14 protein-coding genes are annotated in these 16,371 nt (G+C 45.2%); 7 read left to right on the forward strand and 7 right to left on the reverse strand.

Going from position 1 to position 16,371, the window contains the following annotated elements:
• The first annotated feature begins 25 nt into the window (after positions 1-25).
• From K429_RS0121845 to K429_RS0121865, 4 genes are all read left to right on the forward strand, one after another.
• Positions 26-214 carry a hypothetical protein gene (locus K429_RS0121845; RefSeq protein ID WP_029328037.1) on the forward strand — a complete coding sequence of 63 codons (189 nt, stop codon included), beginning with the start codon at positions 26-28 and terminating at the stop codon, positions 212-214.
• A 215-nt stretch (positions 215-429) separates the two neighbouring features.
• Complete coding sequence (locus tag K429_RS31010) at positions 430-747, forward strand: hypothetical protein (protein WP_231501909.1); 318 nt, start codon at positions 430-432, stop codon at positions 745-747.
• 266 nt (positions 748-1,013) lie between these two features.
• Entirely contained in the window at positions 1,014-1,481 is a 468-nt protein-coding gene (locus tag K429_RS30415; RefSeq protein WP_155923452.1) for a hypothetical protein, read from the forward strand.
• A gap of 410 nt (positions 1,482-1,891) precedes the next feature.
• Positions 1,892-2,197 carry a hypothetical protein gene (locus tag K429_RS0121865; RefSeq protein WP_029328039.1) on the forward strand — a complete coding sequence of 102 codons (306 nt, stop codon included), beginning with the start codon at positions 1,892-1,894 and terminating at the stop codon, positions 2,195-2,197.
• Positions 2,198-2,295: 98 nt separating this feature from the next.
• Here K429_RS0121865 and K429_RS0121870 read toward each other — a convergent pair whose 3' ends face one another.
• The 4 genes from K429_RS0121870 to K429_RS0121890 form a co-directional block, all read right to left on the reverse strand.
• On the reverse strand, positions 2,296-4,101 hold the full coding sequence (locus K429_RS0121870) for a hypothetical protein (RefSeq protein WP_029328040.1): 1,806 nt from the start codon (positions 4,099-4,101) through the stop codon (positions 2,296-2,298).
• Between the two features lie 12 nt (positions 4,102-4,113).
• Complete coding sequence (locus K429_RS0121875) at positions 4,114-6,000, reverse strand: FISUMP domain-containing protein (protein WP_029328041.1); 1,887 nt, start codon at positions 5,998-6,000, stop codon at positions 4,114-4,116.
• A gap of 268 nt (positions 6,001-6,268) precedes the next feature.
• Complete coding sequence (eno, locus tag K429_RS0121885) at positions 6,269-7,549, reverse strand: phosphopyruvate hydratase (RefSeq protein WP_007216262.1); 1,281 nt, start codon at positions 7,547-7,549, stop codon at positions 6,269-6,271.
• 10 nt (positions 7,550-7,559) lie between these two features.
• Positions 7,560-7,898, reverse strand: a complete 339-nt coding sequence (locus K429_RS0121890; protein ID WP_007209912.1) for a DUF6686 family protein — start codon at positions 7,896-7,898, stop codon at positions 7,560-7,562.
• Positions 7,899-8,121: 223 nt separating this feature from the next.
• Here K429_RS0121890 and nuoF point away from each other — a divergent pair, with 223 nt between their 5' ends.
• Genes nuoF through nuoE form a run of 3 tightly spaced genes read left to right on the forward strand, consistent with a single transcriptional unit; the run spans position 8,122 to position 12,304 of the window.
• On the forward strand, positions 8,122-10,029 hold the full coding sequence (nuoF, locus tag K429_RS0121895) for an NADH-quinone oxidoreductase subunit NuoF (protein WP_007209910.1): 1,908 nt from the start codon (positions 8,122-8,124) through the stop codon (positions 10,027-10,029).
• A gap of 11 nt (positions 10,030-10,040) precedes the next feature.
• Complete coding sequence (locus K429_RS0121900) at positions 10,041-11,807, forward strand: NADH-dependent [FeFe] hydrogenase, group A6 (protein ID WP_007209909.1); 1,767 nt, start codon at positions 10,041-10,043, stop codon at positions 11,805-11,807.
• A gap of 20 nt (positions 11,808-11,827) precedes the next feature.
• Positions 11,828-12,304, forward strand: coding sequence for an NADH-quinone oxidoreductase subunit NuoE (nuoE, locus tag K429_RS0121905; protein ID WP_007665079.1), 477 nt, complete (start codon positions 11,828-11,830; stop codon positions 12,302-12,304).
• Between the two features lie 276 nt (positions 12,305-12,580).
• On the opposite strand, the gene hydF is transcribed toward nuoE, so the two are convergent.
• The 3 genes from hydF to hydE all read right to left on the reverse strand — a co-directional run bounded on the left by hydF (position 12,581) and on the right by hydE (position 16,369).
• Entirely contained in the window at positions 12,581-13,762 is a 1,182-nt protein-coding gene (gene hydF / locus K429_RS0121910) for a [FeFe] hydrogenase H-cluster maturation GTPase HydF (protein WP_007216265.1), read from the reverse strand.
• 120 nt (positions 13,763-13,882) lie between these two features.
• Positions 13,883-15,301, reverse strand: coding sequence for a [FeFe] hydrogenase H-cluster radical SAM maturase HydG (gene hydG, locus K429_RS0121915; RefSeq protein WP_007216266.1), 1,419 nt, complete (start codon positions 15,299-15,301; stop codon positions 13,883-13,885).
• A 33-nt stretch (positions 15,302-15,334) separates the two neighbouring features.
• Complete coding sequence (gene hydE / locus K429_RS0121920; protein WP_007216267.1) at positions 15,335-16,369, reverse strand: [FeFe] hydrogenase H-cluster radical SAM maturase HydE; 1,035 nt, start codon at positions 16,367-16,369, stop codon at positions 15,335-15,337.
• Positions 16,370-16,371 lie beyond the last annotated feature (2 nt).

Raw genomic sequence — 16,371 nt, forward strand, 5'->3', positions numbered from 1 at the left:
GTAGTAAGATAAAGAATAAGACATTATGGGGAGCTTGAAAAGGAATATAAAAAACAGCAGAATCTTAAAGAAGAATGTTGTAAATCTGAATGAGATATCAGGTACTTTTTCTAAAGAAGAAAAAGAAAAATTGATGTCTGGTAACGGATTTGTCAAAGTTCCTACAGAAGAACTGAAACGCCTTCGTGTTGATGTATATCCTTATGTAATGTAATAATGGAGATTCCCCATTATTCATACCATTTTGTCCAAAGAGTTGAAGAAGTCAATCCGATAACTACTTTTCTAAAATATAAATTACTTTATACTTTTAAATCTCCAAAATCTCACCAGTGGTACTGGGTGTGGGTAGAAGTTTATCAATGTGATTTTTATGCAGTAAAATTTCATCTTAAAGCCCATCGGAATAGCCCTAATAAGTATAGCTTGATGACGGGATTGAATGAAGCTCGTCCAGTAATTAATACCTGTATAGCTATTATGCATGAGATTGGGAATATCAATCCACATTCTTCTTTTGGTTTTATAGGAGCAAATATGCAGGATGAATCCGATGTTAACACTAAACGCTTTCGTATTTATAGGCGTTTTATGGCAACCTATTTTACTGAGGAGGCGTTTGAGCACTTTTTTAATATCAAGAAGAGTTCATATCTATTGATTCGTAAGACGGAGCTGGAGGTGCAACCGAATCTGTTGAATGAACTGGACGTAAAGTTCAAGGAATTATATTCTTATTTTGACTGATTGTTTATTTTGTATGACTGAATATAAAGCGAATGCGGGTACCTTTACAGGCACCCGCATTCGCTTTTATGACTTATTGTAAGCCCTCAAATTATGACTTAAAAATGCTATCTATATCTTTGTTGGAAATTAAATCCAACAATTATGTATAGTAGCGAAGATCTTGAAAGATTTTAATACCAGTACCAAACAGAGGCCGTTCCTCATGGAGTGTCTCTTCAGTCATTTTGTTCAAAGAATAACGTTCCTTACAACATTTTTCATAAATGGTACAAGGATACCTGCAGAAAATAGTGGAAGTTCAAGTGGACGGTGTTCCCTCGGTTCCGCCATCGGATTCCGTGCCGTCTTCTCCTTTAGGGGAAAACCCGGTCAAGAAGGACAGTTCCTTCCCATGCAGGATACAGACACCGGAATCCGTGCAAAGGCCCGGGGCGCTTCCCGTGCGTATATGCGTGGAGCTAACCTTGAGCAGTGAGCCTTCAGACGGTGACATTTATATCGTCATGTCGAAAGACCGCCGTATCGTTCGGCTGTTCGCCTATGATAACCGTTCCTATCGTCTTTTCGAGAAAAAGTTTGTAGCGGGCTATCAGTTTATGCGGATAATCAAAGATGACGAATGTAACGAGGTCGCTTACCGGATAGACTGGTTAAGCTGCAAGGCAGGTCCGCATGGGATTATTTTGGCAAGTTTTTTACCGGAATTTTTAACGGTTGCAGAGATTTTTTGAGTCTGGCACCGCAAAATATAGACTTGGCTGTATGCCAATAGTTAAAAATCAATCGAATTTGATAACATTTTTTTGTGAGGTACCTATTCTGGTGCCTTATAAAAAGGATATGCTCTAATTTGAGTATTAACGTAGCAGTACAAATTATTGAATGATTATTAGGATAATCCAATATTGTAAATTTCCTTTGTAGAAAATATATTGAGATATAGGTAAGTTTAAAGTATATAAGGAACAAGAACCGATACAGCAGAAAGCAAGTGAGTCTTTTGTTGCTTATTCAAAGATTGATCTTGGCATTGCTACGAGAGAACGGGATAATATAAAATCTGCTATTTCTGGTGAAGAATTATTGGATAGACTTCGCCCTCGTATAAAAGCCTTGTTTAAATGAAAGTTGCATTTGCATCATGAAAAAGTTATTTTTAGCAGTAGCATTGGTAATCGGATTGGGTACTTCAGTGGCATTTGCTAACAACATGGTATCAGACGTTGAAATTGCAACGATGATCAACGAGTTTAAACCGATTGATGTAAAAGAACTCCCACAGGCCGTTCAGGATGCCATCAAAGAAAACTACTCGGAAGCCACCATCAAAGAGGCAGCCGTTGAAGTGGCTGAGGATGGAACCAAGACTTACAAGGTAACGTTGGTGGATGCATCCGGTACGGAGAATCCAGTTCTTTTCAATGAAAAAGGAGAGGTTCAGAAGTAATAGGTCTTTATTAATATCATATTAAAAGGGGAGGGGCAGAAATTTGATTTACTCATATCTGCTTCCTCCCTTTTTGCTTTTATTTACTTTTGTGTTTTTTACATCGGTAAATTGGCGATTACGTCTTTTGAACTTACGGGTAATTTATCCTCTTGCCCCATATTTACGAATACTGTGGCGCAGAGTACTGTCCATTGGTCGCCATAAGTCATGGTACTGCTGTGGTTATAACCTAAACAATGTCCATATTCATGGAACATAGCTTGCCGCGCATAGTTGTGCGGATTAGATCCCAGCGGTGTTGCGTCAAAATAGACTCCGGTGTAACAATAGTCTGCCAATCCGTAGGTGGTACCTCCTCCCAGACCACCAACACCTGATACGCGACCTAATACGAGGCCTCCATGACTGCGGATTCTCTGGCGTAATGCATCCAGGTTGATGGCATTTCCTCCGTTGTCCTTCAGTTTGCCTTCGTATTTATTCATCTCTGTGTTAAACTCTTCTGAAGAGAACATGAAAGCCATATTGGTGGCCAATGCTACCCCGTGACGACATAATAATGGATTCATGTGCCGCCAATAAGCGTGTCCGTTGTCGGCTGAATAAGCTGAGAAACGAATGAACCATCGACTGTCTATCTGCTCTATCTTCTTCATGTATGGATCTTCCGTCCGGATAACAAGCGTAACATCGTCACCGGAAAGTTCCGGTTGTGCAGGTATTACTATCTTTCTGCCGCTACTGGTGGTGAATGTTCGGTCAGAGCTTACGACGGGCAACGGGAAAGTGGCTTCCATGAAAGGATAAATCAGATCGAAATGTGCCAATTCAAGGAATTCGGTACTGATTTTATTGAATCGACATAAAATCGTCACATCATGAATAGCAACAGGTGAGAAGAATTTAACCAGTAATTGATGTTCATCCGAGATGGACACTTGCAACGGTGCGTTTACATAAAAGGAACGGTGCTTACTGTTATAGAAGATGTCTCGTGGCTCGTTAGCTAAAAACATTGTGTCGGTACGGAAGCGGGAGAAATCTTCTTCACGGATATAAAGCAACCCGTCCAGGCTTTCCGGGTGCCGGTAATCAATGCTGATGTGGGAGATACGACCTGCTTCGATTTTGCAGTTGCTGAAGCGGTATTTGTGTACAAACGATGTACCATCACTGCGGTTTGACTCGATCGTTACGAATCCGGAAAGTGCCTCTTTACTTGGCAATGAGTAAAATGAACGATTTTCCGTGATGTCATAAGATTCAATGCTTTCCGTACCGGAGTATTCACCATTTGCACTGAGACCGGCATATATTCCTTCGGCATCGTCAAATGTGATGTCGATTTTGCGTATAAAGCGCCACATATAATCGGACGAGACGTGCAGGTCTATATCAACTTTGCCTACGCATCTCTCCAATGTCACAATCTGCGACTCCGCAGTTTGCTCTTTGCCAATGTGTACTTCTATTTTTTTATAGAAATAAACGTCATCAAGAGGGGCTTTTGCAACCTGATTCAATAACCAGATATCTGACAATTGCTCGGGTTCGTTGATAGTCGCCTTTGATTCCGGATTCGTGGTGGCTAGGAATACAACCGTATAGTCACCGTATCCCAATCCTTCAATGGTCAGTTTGGAGAAGTCGGCCTCCAGCTTTTGATACAGCGGTTTGAGCATTTCTCCCCGATCATTGGCAATGGCATACCACATGCGGGCGATTTGTTCAGGTTCACCGTTGCGTGTCTGTATGGCAGAAGTGTCATCTTCCTGCAATCCAAGAAGAAATGTTACCTGACCGGGGGCAGGCGGCATGAGCCCGTATTCCTGCTCAAGTTCGCCTGAACAGTTGGTCAGTAGCAATGCCAGAAATAATAGTATGATTTTTGCAATCTTCATAGAATTCCTCCTTTATTTTTTTACACAACGTAAGGATGCAAATGCTTCCATCTGCAATTGTCTCTCGGCAATAGCAGTTGTTTCCTTGCCTTCAAACGGTAACCAGTAAGTCCATGCATAACCACCGGGACAGCCGTTGCGTTCGCTTGTCCATAACACGGCTCTTTTTCCGAAAGACGGATTATTGGTTGTAGACTTGTCACCTTTTCCACCTGCCAAAGGGATAATAAGGTAACGTCCGGTATCTTCAGAAGTAAATTTCACATAGTGTTGCGTTCCTGTTACACCGGTTGGAGTAGTCAGGGTTCCTTTGCCAACGTGGAGTGTAGCGGTTATTTTTTCTCCGTTTCCTGCTATATAAGTGCCGGGAATTTCCTGATTTTTGGGGAGAAGAGAGTTTAGTTCGCTGCGGGTTGGCACACGGTAACCTTCCGGACAAGGCATATGGGTATCGTTTTGCCAAGGTATGTCGGCTGTTTGATTACCCAGATTGTTTGAGGGGTTATATCCTTGCCAGGGGGTGTACATATACTTCCGTCCATACTGGAACAAACCACCGATACTGCTGACCCAGCCATTACGGTACATCTCTTCAACGGTAGCACCGTCTAAGGGATATACTTGGTCTTCCAGATCCCGGCTGCGTGCATTGAATGCCATCCAAATGCTGCCACCCATTTCAACGGTCTCGATCTGCTTGTCGCTCGGAGCCACACGAATCTCTACATAATCATAAGAGCCGCTTAGCAAAGCATTTTTTAAATGTACCAGAATTGTATAGCCCAGTCGGCCACTACCTTGTGCGGCCACTGATACATTGAATGCTGATACTATGCCTTCTGTCTCTTCAGATACCGACATCTCACTGAGATTCACGCCACTGTCAGTGCCTTCAGTGGCTGATATATCAATTCGGGTGTCGGAAACAAATGCCAGTTTCATGTCACTGACTCCTGTGGCGGGTACCTCTACTATATTATTCTCATAATCCACAGTTATGCCTTCCGGGATTTTGGATTGGGAAGCATTAAGCAGGATACGATGCTCTGTATCAGGTTTCCCGATAATTGTTTCGCCTTCTTCCCAGGGTTTGATTTCGAAGATTCCTTCTACTGTGGCACCTACGTTGAGTACTGATAGTTCGTAAACCTTATTACGCTCTATACTTGGCAATTGCATCTTGAGACTGATGGGAATTTCATTGTATGTACCACGCAGGATAATATTAACAGGACGTTTGCTTTCGAAAATGCGGAAGATTCCCTGTTGTTCTCCACCGAAAGCTGGATCAAATTTTTTTAAGTAACTTACTGTTTTATCTGATGCGGAAGCGTTTTCAATGAACGGATATGTTTCAGCCGGAGCATCCTTTACGATTATTTCTTTGATTAATGTTTTGCTGTCTGCTGTAGTATTCAGGTCTATACGGGCTACACCGCGTTTCATGCCAACGTTAATTTCCTGATTGCTGCGTGTTTGGGGAGTACTTTCCAATTCAACAATTGCAGCCATAAAGTCAGGAGCTGAATTATTGTGCAGTTCTTCGCCGATGGTCATATTGCGGAATTCTTCTTCGGTAATACCTTCTTCCTGAACTGGAAGTGTCACTCCGGTGAGGAAGTATAGCCGTGATCCACTGAGTGCAGAAATACTGGACTGGCCATTGGATTCGGGGGTTAATTGTTGCGTCTTGTACAAGTTGCCATCGCTGAACTGGAAAACTGACACATCCCGTAATTCCTCAGAAGAATCTGAACCGGAAGTCGTAATTCCTTTCACTACTAATGAATAAGTTTGTTGTTTGCCTTCTCCCTCAAACGATGCGTCATCTGAGCAGGCGCCTAAAAACAACGTTCCCAGCAAGGCAGGAACAATGATTTTTTTGTAAGAGTGATTCATGTTTTTTGTAAAATGTTATATTGAATATTGATAGTTTCTTCGGACCTTTTTCCGAAAGCGGGTGCAAAAATATATAATTTTTCAATATGAGAATTCTTTAGTACCGGGTTTAAGATATTCTTCTTTTTATGAATATCATGTAGAAACATAAAAGTAGTTCGAAGTTTACAACTCGAACTGTGGGAGGGGGAGCAAATATCTATAAAGCGAATGCGGGTACCTTCACAGGCACCCGCATTTGCTTTTATGACTTATTCACTACAAAGCTTTATTTTATTCTTTTGTAGCCATATACTGGAAGTCCGTTTAGTTCTTCTTCGATGCGCAACAGTTGGTTGTACTTAGCCATGCGATCGGAACGGCTTAACGAACCGGTCTTGATCTGCCCGCTGTTGGTTGCTACGGCGATGTCGGCAATAGTGGCGTCTTCCGTTTCGCCGGAGCGGTGGGAAGTAACCGTGGTATAGCCGTGGCGGTGAGCCATTTCGATAGCATCCAGCGTTTCGCTGAGCGAGCCGATCTGGTTGACTTTAATGAGGATAGAATTGGCACAGCCCATAGCAATGCCTTTGGCAAGGAATTCTACGTTTGTTACAAACAAGTCGTCTCCTACCAGCTGGCAACGATCGCCGATACGTTCGGTCAGCTTCTTCCAGCCGTCCCAGTCGTTTTCGCTCATTCCGTCCTCAATAGAGTCAATCGGGTATTTATTAATCAAATATTCCATGTAATCAATCTGCTCATCTGCAGTACGCTTCTTGCCTTTCTCACCTTCGAAGATAGTGTAGTCGTACACTCCATTCTTATAGAATTCAGAGGATGCACAGTCCATACCGATTTTTACATCTTTACCCGGTTCGTAGCCTGCTGCTTTGATAGCTGCCATGATGGAATCCAGTGCATCTTCAGTACCGTCCAATGCAGGGGCAAAACCTCCTTCATCTCCTACGGCAGTGCTCAGACCGCGGTCGTGCAATACTTTCTTCAAGGCGTGGAATACTTCAGTACCCATGCGCAGGCCTTCACGGAAAGAAGGTGCACCTACAGGGCGGATCATGAATTCCTGGAAAGCAATGGGAGCGTCGCTATGTGAACCACCATTGATGATATTCATCATGGGGACAGGCATAACGTAAGTATTTACTCCGCCGATATATCTGTATAAAGGTATGTCGAGGTAATTTGCAGCAGCCTTGGCTACAGCCAAAGAAACGCCCAGAATGGCATTGGCACCCAATTTTGATTTAGTAGGAGTACCGTCCAGTTCCAGCATCTTCTTGTCAATGGCACGTTGTTCCAATGCCGACCAGCCGATGAGGGCCGGAGCGATGATAGTATTTACGTTTTCTACGGCTTTCAAAGTTCCTTTGCCACCGTAGCGTTTCGGATCTTTATCGCGTAATTCCAGTGCTTCATGTTCACCGGTTGAGGCGCCTGATGGTACGGCTGCACGTCCCATAACACCACATTCCAAAACTACGTCCACTTCTACCGTGGGGTTACCGCGTGAATCGAGTATCTCGCGGGCTACAATCTTTTCAATTTTCATAATTATCTTCTTAATTTAAACAATAGTTTTCCAAGGATAATGCACTTTCAATGGCGTCGTCTGTCAGGGAGAAGTCGATCAGGCGTCTCAACTCCTTCAGTTCATCCGGATAGAGGGCGCAATAAAAGCCTTTTACCGGCATCCGGAGAAATATCTTGCGGGCGTTCTTCATGTCCTTGTTCAACTCTTGATAATATTCGCCGTCGATAGAGTTGATATATTGGCAGAAATGTTCGAATTCATCTTCCGTGAAGGTGAAGAAAAGATTGCCGAACTCTACATGGTAGGCGTGGCACTTAGTACAAAAAGAGATAAAACCGTTTGTTGTCCGCTTCAGTATTTCTTCCATAAGCTGATTTTTGTTTGCTGCAAAGGTCGCACAAATGAGGCGATGGGGCAATACCTACAAATAGTGAATATCCTTTTCGTGAATACTTATATATTGTTATTTGCGAATTATATCATATTGTAATTTATAACCTCGTATTCTCCCTCCTGCAATCTTTATTGCTTTCCTTTTGTAATCTCAAGTCTTTTTGTATCTTTGTTCCCGACCCCAAATCTATTACAAAATGAAAGTACTAACTATCCATGATCTGAAAATTATCAAGAAAAGGGCAGAAGGCACGCTCTTGCTACGCGAAGAAAGCAATGAGACGGTTGCGGCGCAATGCTGTGGGTTGGCATTGGGAACCGAGCATCTGCAAATTCTGATCTGTGGCGGTACAGGTTGCAAGGCATCCGACAGCCACATTATTGCTGAACGTCTTCAGCAAGCACTCGAGAGAAATAATATTGCCGACAAGGTGGACATTATCACTACCGGTTGTTTCGGCTTTTGTGAAAAGGGACCTATCGTAAAGATTATCCCTGATAACACTTTCTATACCCAGGTGGTTCCTGATGATGCCGACGAGATAGTCAGAGAGCATATTATCGGGGGACGGAAGATAGAACGGCTGCTCTACATCGATCCGAAGACGGAGAAGACCGTCAGTGACTCCAAGCACATGGATTTCTATCGGAAGCAGATGCGCATCGCTTTACGTAACTGTGGTTTTATTGATCCCGAAAACATTGAGGAATATATTGCATTGGATGGCTATATGGCATTGGCAGATAGTCTGCTCCATAAAAAGCCGGAGGAAGTGATTGACGTGATAAAACGTTCCGGACTTCGCGGACGCGGTGGTGGTGGTTTCCCTACCGGACTGAAGTGGGAGTTTGCCAATAAGCAGAAAGCCGACATGAAATATGTGGTGTGTAATGCCGATGAAGGGGATCCCGGTGCTTTTATGGATCGCTCCATCATGGAAGGTGATCCGCACTCCATTGTTGAGGCTATGGCAGTTTGCGGTTATTCCATTGGTTCTCCGAAAGGATTGGTTTATATCCGGGCAGAATATCCGCTGGCCATACAAAGATTGAAAATTGCTATTGCCCAGGCACGTGAATACGGGTTGCTGGGAAAGAATATATTCGGTACGGATTTTAGTTTTGATATTGAGATACGTTACGGAGCGGGAGCATTCGTATGCGGTGAGGAAACTGCGCTTATCCACTCTATGGAAGGAAAGCGCGGTGAACCTACCTTGAAGCCTCCTTTCCCTGCCGAAGCTGGTTATCTGGGCAAGCCGACCAATGTGAATAATGTGGAGACGCTTGCCAATATTCCTATTATCCTGACAAAGGGAGCGGAGTGGTTTTCTTCTATCGGTACGGAACGTTCGAAAGGGACTAAAGTATTTGCCTTGGCCGGTAAGATTAACAACGTCGGCTTGATAGAAGTGCCAATGGGTACGACACTGCGTGAGGTGATTTATGAAATTGGCGGTGGCATTAAGGGAGGAAAGAAATTCAAGGCGGTGCAGACGGGCGGACCTTCGGGGGGATGCCTGACAGAAAAGCACCTGGATACACCGATTGACTTTGACAACTTGCTGGCGGAAGGATCGATGATGGGATCCGGTGGTATGATTGTAATGGATGAGGATGATTGCATGGTTTCTGTATCACGTTTCTATCTTGATTTTACGGTGGAAGAATCATGTGGAAAATGTACACCCTGCCGTATTGGTAACAAGCGTCTGCTGGAAATGCTGAACAAGATAACCGAAGGACGAGGCACGATGAAAGATCTGGATGCACTCTCTACATTGGGAAAGGTGATAAAGGATACCGCCTTGTGCGGGTTGGGACAGACTTCACCCAATCCGGTACTGTCTACGCTCAATAACTTTTATGATGAATACGTAGAGCATGTGAGGGATAAAACCTGCCGGGCGAAGCAGTGCAAAGCATTGCTGACTTATACCATTAATCCGGAACTATGTATCGGTTGCCATCTTTGCTTTAAACATTGTCCGGCGGATGCCATTCTGGGTGATGTGCGCAAACCGCATGTCATCAATCCGGACAAGTGCATTAAGTGCGGCATGTGCATGGCACGCTGTAAATTCAAAGCAATCAATGTCTGCTAAAAACTACTGCTATGGAAGAAAAACAAATAACCCTGCAAATAGACCGTCATTATATTACCGTGCCCGAAGGCTCGACTATCCTGGAAGCCGCTCGGAAAATCGGTATAGATATACCTACCCTTTGCCATATTGATTTGAAGGGGACTTGCGTTAAGAATAATCCGGCTTCGTGCCGTATCTGTGTCGTGGAGGTGGAAGGACGCCGTAATCTGGCTCCCGCCTGTGCTACCCGTTGTACAGAAGGAATGGTGGTGCGTACCAGTACCCTGCGTGTGATGAATGCCCGCAAGGTGGTGGCTGAACTGATACTTTCGGACCATCCGAATGATTGCCTTACCTGTCCGAAGTGCGGCAACTGTGAGTTGCAGACTTTGGCATTACGTTTTAATATCCGGCGGATGCCTTATAATGGTGGGGAACTTTCGCCTCGTAAGCGTGAAGTCACTTCGTCCATTGTGCGGAATATGGATAAATGTATATTCTGCAGACGTTGCGAGAGTGTATGCAATGAAGTGCAGACGGTAGGCGCCTTGGGAGCCATTCGCCGTGGTTTTAATACTACGATTGCTCCGGCTTTCGATAAGATGATGAGTGATAGTGAATGTACTTATTGCGGACAATGTGTAGCTGTTTGTCCGGTAGGGGCATTGACGGAACGCGATCATACTAACCGCTTGTTGCTGGATCTGGAAAATCCGGATAAGGTAGTTATTGTACAGACAGCTCCGGCCGTTCGTGCGGCTCTGGGTGAAGAATTCGGACTGCCTGCCGGGACGTTAGTAACGGGAAAGATGGTGTACGCTCTTCGCGAATTGGGTTTTGATTATGTATTTGATACAGACTTTGCCGCCGACCTTACCATCATGGAAGAAGGTGCCGAGATATTGAATCGCCTGACGCGTTATATGAATGGGGATAAATCTGTTCGCCTGCCTATCCTGACTTCCTGTTGTCCGGCATGGGTGAATTTCTTTGAACATCATTTCCCCGATATGCTTGATATTCCTTCTACGGCACGTTCGCCGCAGCAGATGTTCGGTAGCATTGCCAAGACATTCTGGGCGGAGAAGATGGGTATTCCGCGTGAAAAGCTGGTAGTGGTATCTATTATGCCTTGTCTGGCGAAGAAGTATGAGTGCGACCGCAATGAGTTTAAGACAGATGGCAGTCCGGACGTGGATTATTCTATTTCCACCCGTGAGCTGGCACGACTTATCAGACGTGCTAACGTAGGTTTTACGCTACTGACGGATAAGGAATTTGATCATCCGATGGGAGCTTCAACAGGTGCCGGTGTCATCTTCGGAACGACCGGTGGTGTGATGGAAGCGGCATTGCGTTCGGTTTATGAGATTTATACCGGGCGGACATTGGAGAATGTAAACTTTGAGCAGGTGCGTGGTCTGGCCGGTGTGCGCCGTGCGACGATTGATCTGGATGGTTTTGAACTGAAGGTGGGTATTGCTCATGGTCTGGGTAATGCGCGTCAATTGTTGGAGGATATTCGTCATGGGCGGAATGAGTATCATGTGATTGAGATTATGGCATGCCCGGGTGGCTGTATCGGTGGAGGCGGACAACCGTTGCATCATGGCAACTCGGAGGTGCTGTATGCACGTGCCAATGCACTGTATCGGGAAGATGCACAGAAGCCTTTGCGTAAATCGCACGAGAATCCATACATCAAGACTCTGTATGAGGAATATCTGGGTAAACCGCTGAGTGAGACTGCGGAGCGGTTGCTGCATACGCATTATTTCAATAAGGCGATTGATTAACTTATTAAAACGGAGAAACTATGTCAGATATCAAATTAGCCTGTGACGTTGCCGAACAAGTGCGTGCTATTTGTGACAAGCATGGCAACCAGCCGGGCGAACTTATCAATATACTTCATGAAGCGCAGCATCTGCACGGCTATCTGCCGGAAGAGATGCAGCGCCTGATTGCTGCAAAGCTGAATGTCCCGGTGTCGCGTGTGTATGGTGTGGTAACATTCTATACTTTCTTTACGATGACTCCTAAAGGTAAACATCCTATTTCGGTGTGTATGGGAACGGCGTGCTACGTACGTGGTTCGGAGAAATTACTTGAAGAATTCAAGCGCGTGCTGGGCATCGAAGTCGGAGAGACGACACCGGACGGGAAGTTTTCACTTGATTGTCTGCGTTGCGTAGGAGCGTGCGGACTGGCACCCGTAGTGATGATTGGAGAGAAGGTGTACGGGAGGCTTCAGGCGGTGGATGTAAAGAAGGTGCTGGAGGAGTTGGAGTAGCTTCGGTTATAAGGAAGCAGTTGCCGATAGCCTAAGGAAGCAGTTAGCGATAGCCTAAGGAGAGAGTTCATATATCGGGCAGTATAAGCAGTTATACCGCTCGATATTTTAATTTATACCGTCCGATATATTTATTTATACCACTCGATATATTTATTTATATCGCTCGGTATAAAAAGATATACCATCCGGTATAATTTATTATATCAGACGGTATATAAACTCTTCCCTTAGGGAGCCAGGAGGTCTCTCCTTAGTGGGGTGGGAGGTCTTCCCTTAGTACACGATCTTGTTCAGTATGCCGTTGAGGTGGGCAATGGCTACTCCGTAGTTTGTCATGGGTACTTGTTGCGCACGTGCCTGTTCAATGCGACTCAGTACATACTTTCTATTGAACATACAGGCGCCACAGTGGATAATCAAATTGTATGGGGATAAATCTTCTGGAAAATCATTTCCGGAGACAATATCTATTTGCAATCCTTCACCTGTTCGCTTACGCAGCAGGTGGGGGATTTTTACTCTGCCTATATCTTCTGTCAGTGGAGCATGGGTACAGGCCTCGGCTATCAATACGCGGGATTGTTCCGTTAGTCGGTCGATGGCGGATGTACTTTCTACATAATAGTGTATATCTCCCTTGTATCCGGCAAAGAGCACGGAGAAGGAAGTGAGCCGGCTTTCAGCCGGTTTTTGTTCGTATACGGTGTGGAATACTTGCGAATCTGTGATAATTAATTTGGGGGGATTGGTAAGTGCGCAAAGTGTATCTTTCAGCTTATCTGTGGTACAACTCATAACCAGGCATTTCTTGTCCAGAAGTTCGCGGATTGTCTGTACTTGGGGAAGGATAAGTCGTCCTTTAGGTGCCTGAAGGTCCTGGGGCATGACTAACACTACTACATCACCTTCAGCTACGAGGCTCCCGGTGATGGTTTGTTCTCCGAAATCGGCAGGTAACTTTTCCAGAATGGCGCGGTTGATGGCTTCGATACCTGTGCCGTCTTTGGCACTGACGATGATGGGAGGCTGTCCGCAACTTGCTTTTATCTGTTCTGCCAGTTCTGTCGTATTGGGGCGTGCGTCAGCTTTGTTCAGAAGCAATATGACAGGGATACCTCGTTCTTTCAATCGTTGAAGCCATTCCTGTTCCTGTACGTCTCCGGTTTCACAAAGCAACAGGGCGATGTCGGTTTTTCCAATTATTTTCAAGGTGCGTTCTACGCGCATTTCTCCCAGCTCGCCTTCGTCATCGAAGCCCGGAGTGTCAATAAGAAGGCATGGACCGAGTGGATGAATTTCCATTGCTTTTGTCACAGGATCAGTAGTAGTGCCGGGAGTGGGGGAGACTATAACGGTATCTTGCCCTGTCAAGGCATTGACAAGACTGGATTTTCCACTGTTTCGCCGTCCGAAGAGGGCGATGTGTAGGCGGTTGGCATAAGGAGTCTGATTCATTAGTTTCAATATTAAGGGGTTAATAAATGGGGATTTGATCATTTTAGGCGCGGATTACGCGGATTTCACGGATTAAAGGCTGCGCTATAAAAAATCAGCGTTCATCCGCGTAATCCGTGCCTAAAATCTGAAATCTCTTTTCCCTTCCTCTATCTCATGCAGGTTTCGCAGAGCTATTTCCCGGATTCTCGGATTCGGGATGCGTTCCATCTCTTCATGAATGAGGCGGATACCTTTCTCCCGGGTTTCGGGTGAAGCGTAATCTTCCAGATATTCTTTCAGAGTCATCAAGGCATTGGGCTGACAGCAATTTGCTATCTGTCCCCGTTTGACAAGAGACATGAAACGGTCACCTGTCCGACCTTCACGATAACAAGCCGTACAGAAACTGGGGATATGTCCCAGATCGAGCAACCAGTTTACAACTTCATCCAGTGTGCGGCGGTCGCTGATATCGAATTGGGCCGAGTTCTCTTCTTTCGTTTCCGGTACGGCATATCCGCCTACGCTGGTACGTGAGCCGCCACTGATTTGTGAAATACCTAATTCCAATACCTTACGTCGTACAGCTTCCGATTCACGGGTAGAAATGATCATTCCGGTGTAAGGCACTGCAATGCGGATTACCGCAACGAGGCGGCAGAACATTTCATCAGAAATGGCATTGGGGAAATCTTTTGTTTCAATATCATCCGCTGGGCAGATACGGGGTACACTGATTGTATGCGGTCCGACACCGAATGCCGCTTCCAGATGTTCGGCATGCATCAATAATCCTACGAAATCGTACCGATAGGTATTCACCCCGAATAATACACCTATACCTACATCGTCGATACCACCTTCCATGGCACGGTCCATAGCTTCGGTGTGATAGGAATACTTGCTTTTAGGGCCTGTGGGGTGCAGGACCTCGTAATTCCCCTTGTGATAGGTTTCCTGGAAAAGAATGTAAGTACCGATACCTGCATCTCTCAGCCGACGATAGTTCTCTACCGTTGTAGCGGCAATATTCACGTTTACCCGCCGGATAGCACCATTCTTATGATGAATACCATAGATGGTCTGAATAGATTCCAGAATATAATCGATGGGGTTGCGTAGAGGGTCTTCGCCGGCTTCCAGTGCCAGACGTTTGTGTCCCATATCCTGCAAGGCAATTACTTCCCGGCGTATTTCTTCCTGTGATAATTTCTTGCGGGCGATAGTGCGGTTCTTTGCATGATAGGGGCAGTAAACGCATCCGTTCACACAATAATTGGAAAGGTATAGCGGGGCGAACATTACGATGCGGTTGCCATATAGTTTTTGCTTAATTTCCCGTGCCAGATGGAAGATACGTTCCGTCAGGTCGGGCTGGTCGCATTCTAACAGTAGAGCGGCTTCACGATGGGATAAACCTTTGCATGAGGCTGCCTTTTCGAGCAGACTCTCAATGAGGGCACGGTTGTCTTTATTGGTACGGGCATAGTCCAGTGTATCCAGTATCTCCTGGTGATCGATGAACTCTTCTGCCTGCTTTGAACTTACATTATACACGTTTTTTAGTGATTAGGGGTGAGTGATTAGTGATTAGTAGTCTCCTCTTTCTTTCGATATCCGGTATCCGATAGCCGTCAGTTTTTCTTCTAATTGTTGTAAGCCTTCTGCAGCTTCGGCTCCCAAAGAGGCTTTGTTATCATAAAGTGAGTATTTGTTCCGTTGTTCCGGGGGAGAAAGGTTTGGCATTACTACGTTAGCTCCTGCCAGTATTCCGCGTTCTCGTCCATCCGGTGCGAGAGTTGCTAATGCTGTGGTAGAGGGTAATAACACCTTCGGATGCATTAACCGGAAGATGGAAAGAAGTTTCAGAGTCATCTCCATGCTTCCCGGTGGGCATGCTGCAAACGGGGTATCGTGGTGCGGAATAAAAGGACCGATTCCTATCATTTCAGGATGAAATTGCTCTATAAAAAGGAGATCTTCCACCAGATGATCGGTGTTCTGTCCCGGACTGCCTACCATAATACCTGTTCCTGTCTGATATCCTATTTCTTTCAGCCATGCCAAACATTGCAGGCGTTGTCTGATAGACATCTTATCGGGGTGCAGATGATGGTAATGCTCTTCATTATGCGTTTCGTGGCGAAGCAAATATCGATTGGCACCCGCCCGGAAGAAATGCTCGTAAGTCTTACGGGACTTTTCGCCTAATGATAGTGTGATGGCGCAATCCGGAAACTCACGATGTATAGCAGTAACAGTTTCAAGGATAAAATCATCTTTTACGGAGGATGTTTCACCACCTTGCAAGACGAAAGTCCGGAAACCGAGGGTATACCCTTCACGACAACATTCCAGAATATCCTCCCGTGTCAACTCATAACGGAGAACAGATTGATTTCCTTTCCGTATACCGCAATAATAGCAATTGTTATGGCAGTGGTTGGTAATCTCAATCAGCCCACGAATAAATACCCGATTGCCAAACTGCTCAAGTGACACCTCCCGTGCCTGCTCCTGCAGATACTTTAAAGTATCAGCGTCTTGGCAAAGGAGTAGTGCTTTGTATTCTTCAGTACTTAATCGGTGTTCCTGGCGAAGTTTGTCAATCAGGGGAATTATCATAT

This window comes from Bacteroides sp. 14(A), from assembly GCF_000526555.1.
GTDB classification, from domain to species: Bacteria; Bacteroidota; Bacteroidia; order Bacteroidales; family Bacteroidaceae; genus Bacteroides; species Bacteroides cellulosilyticus.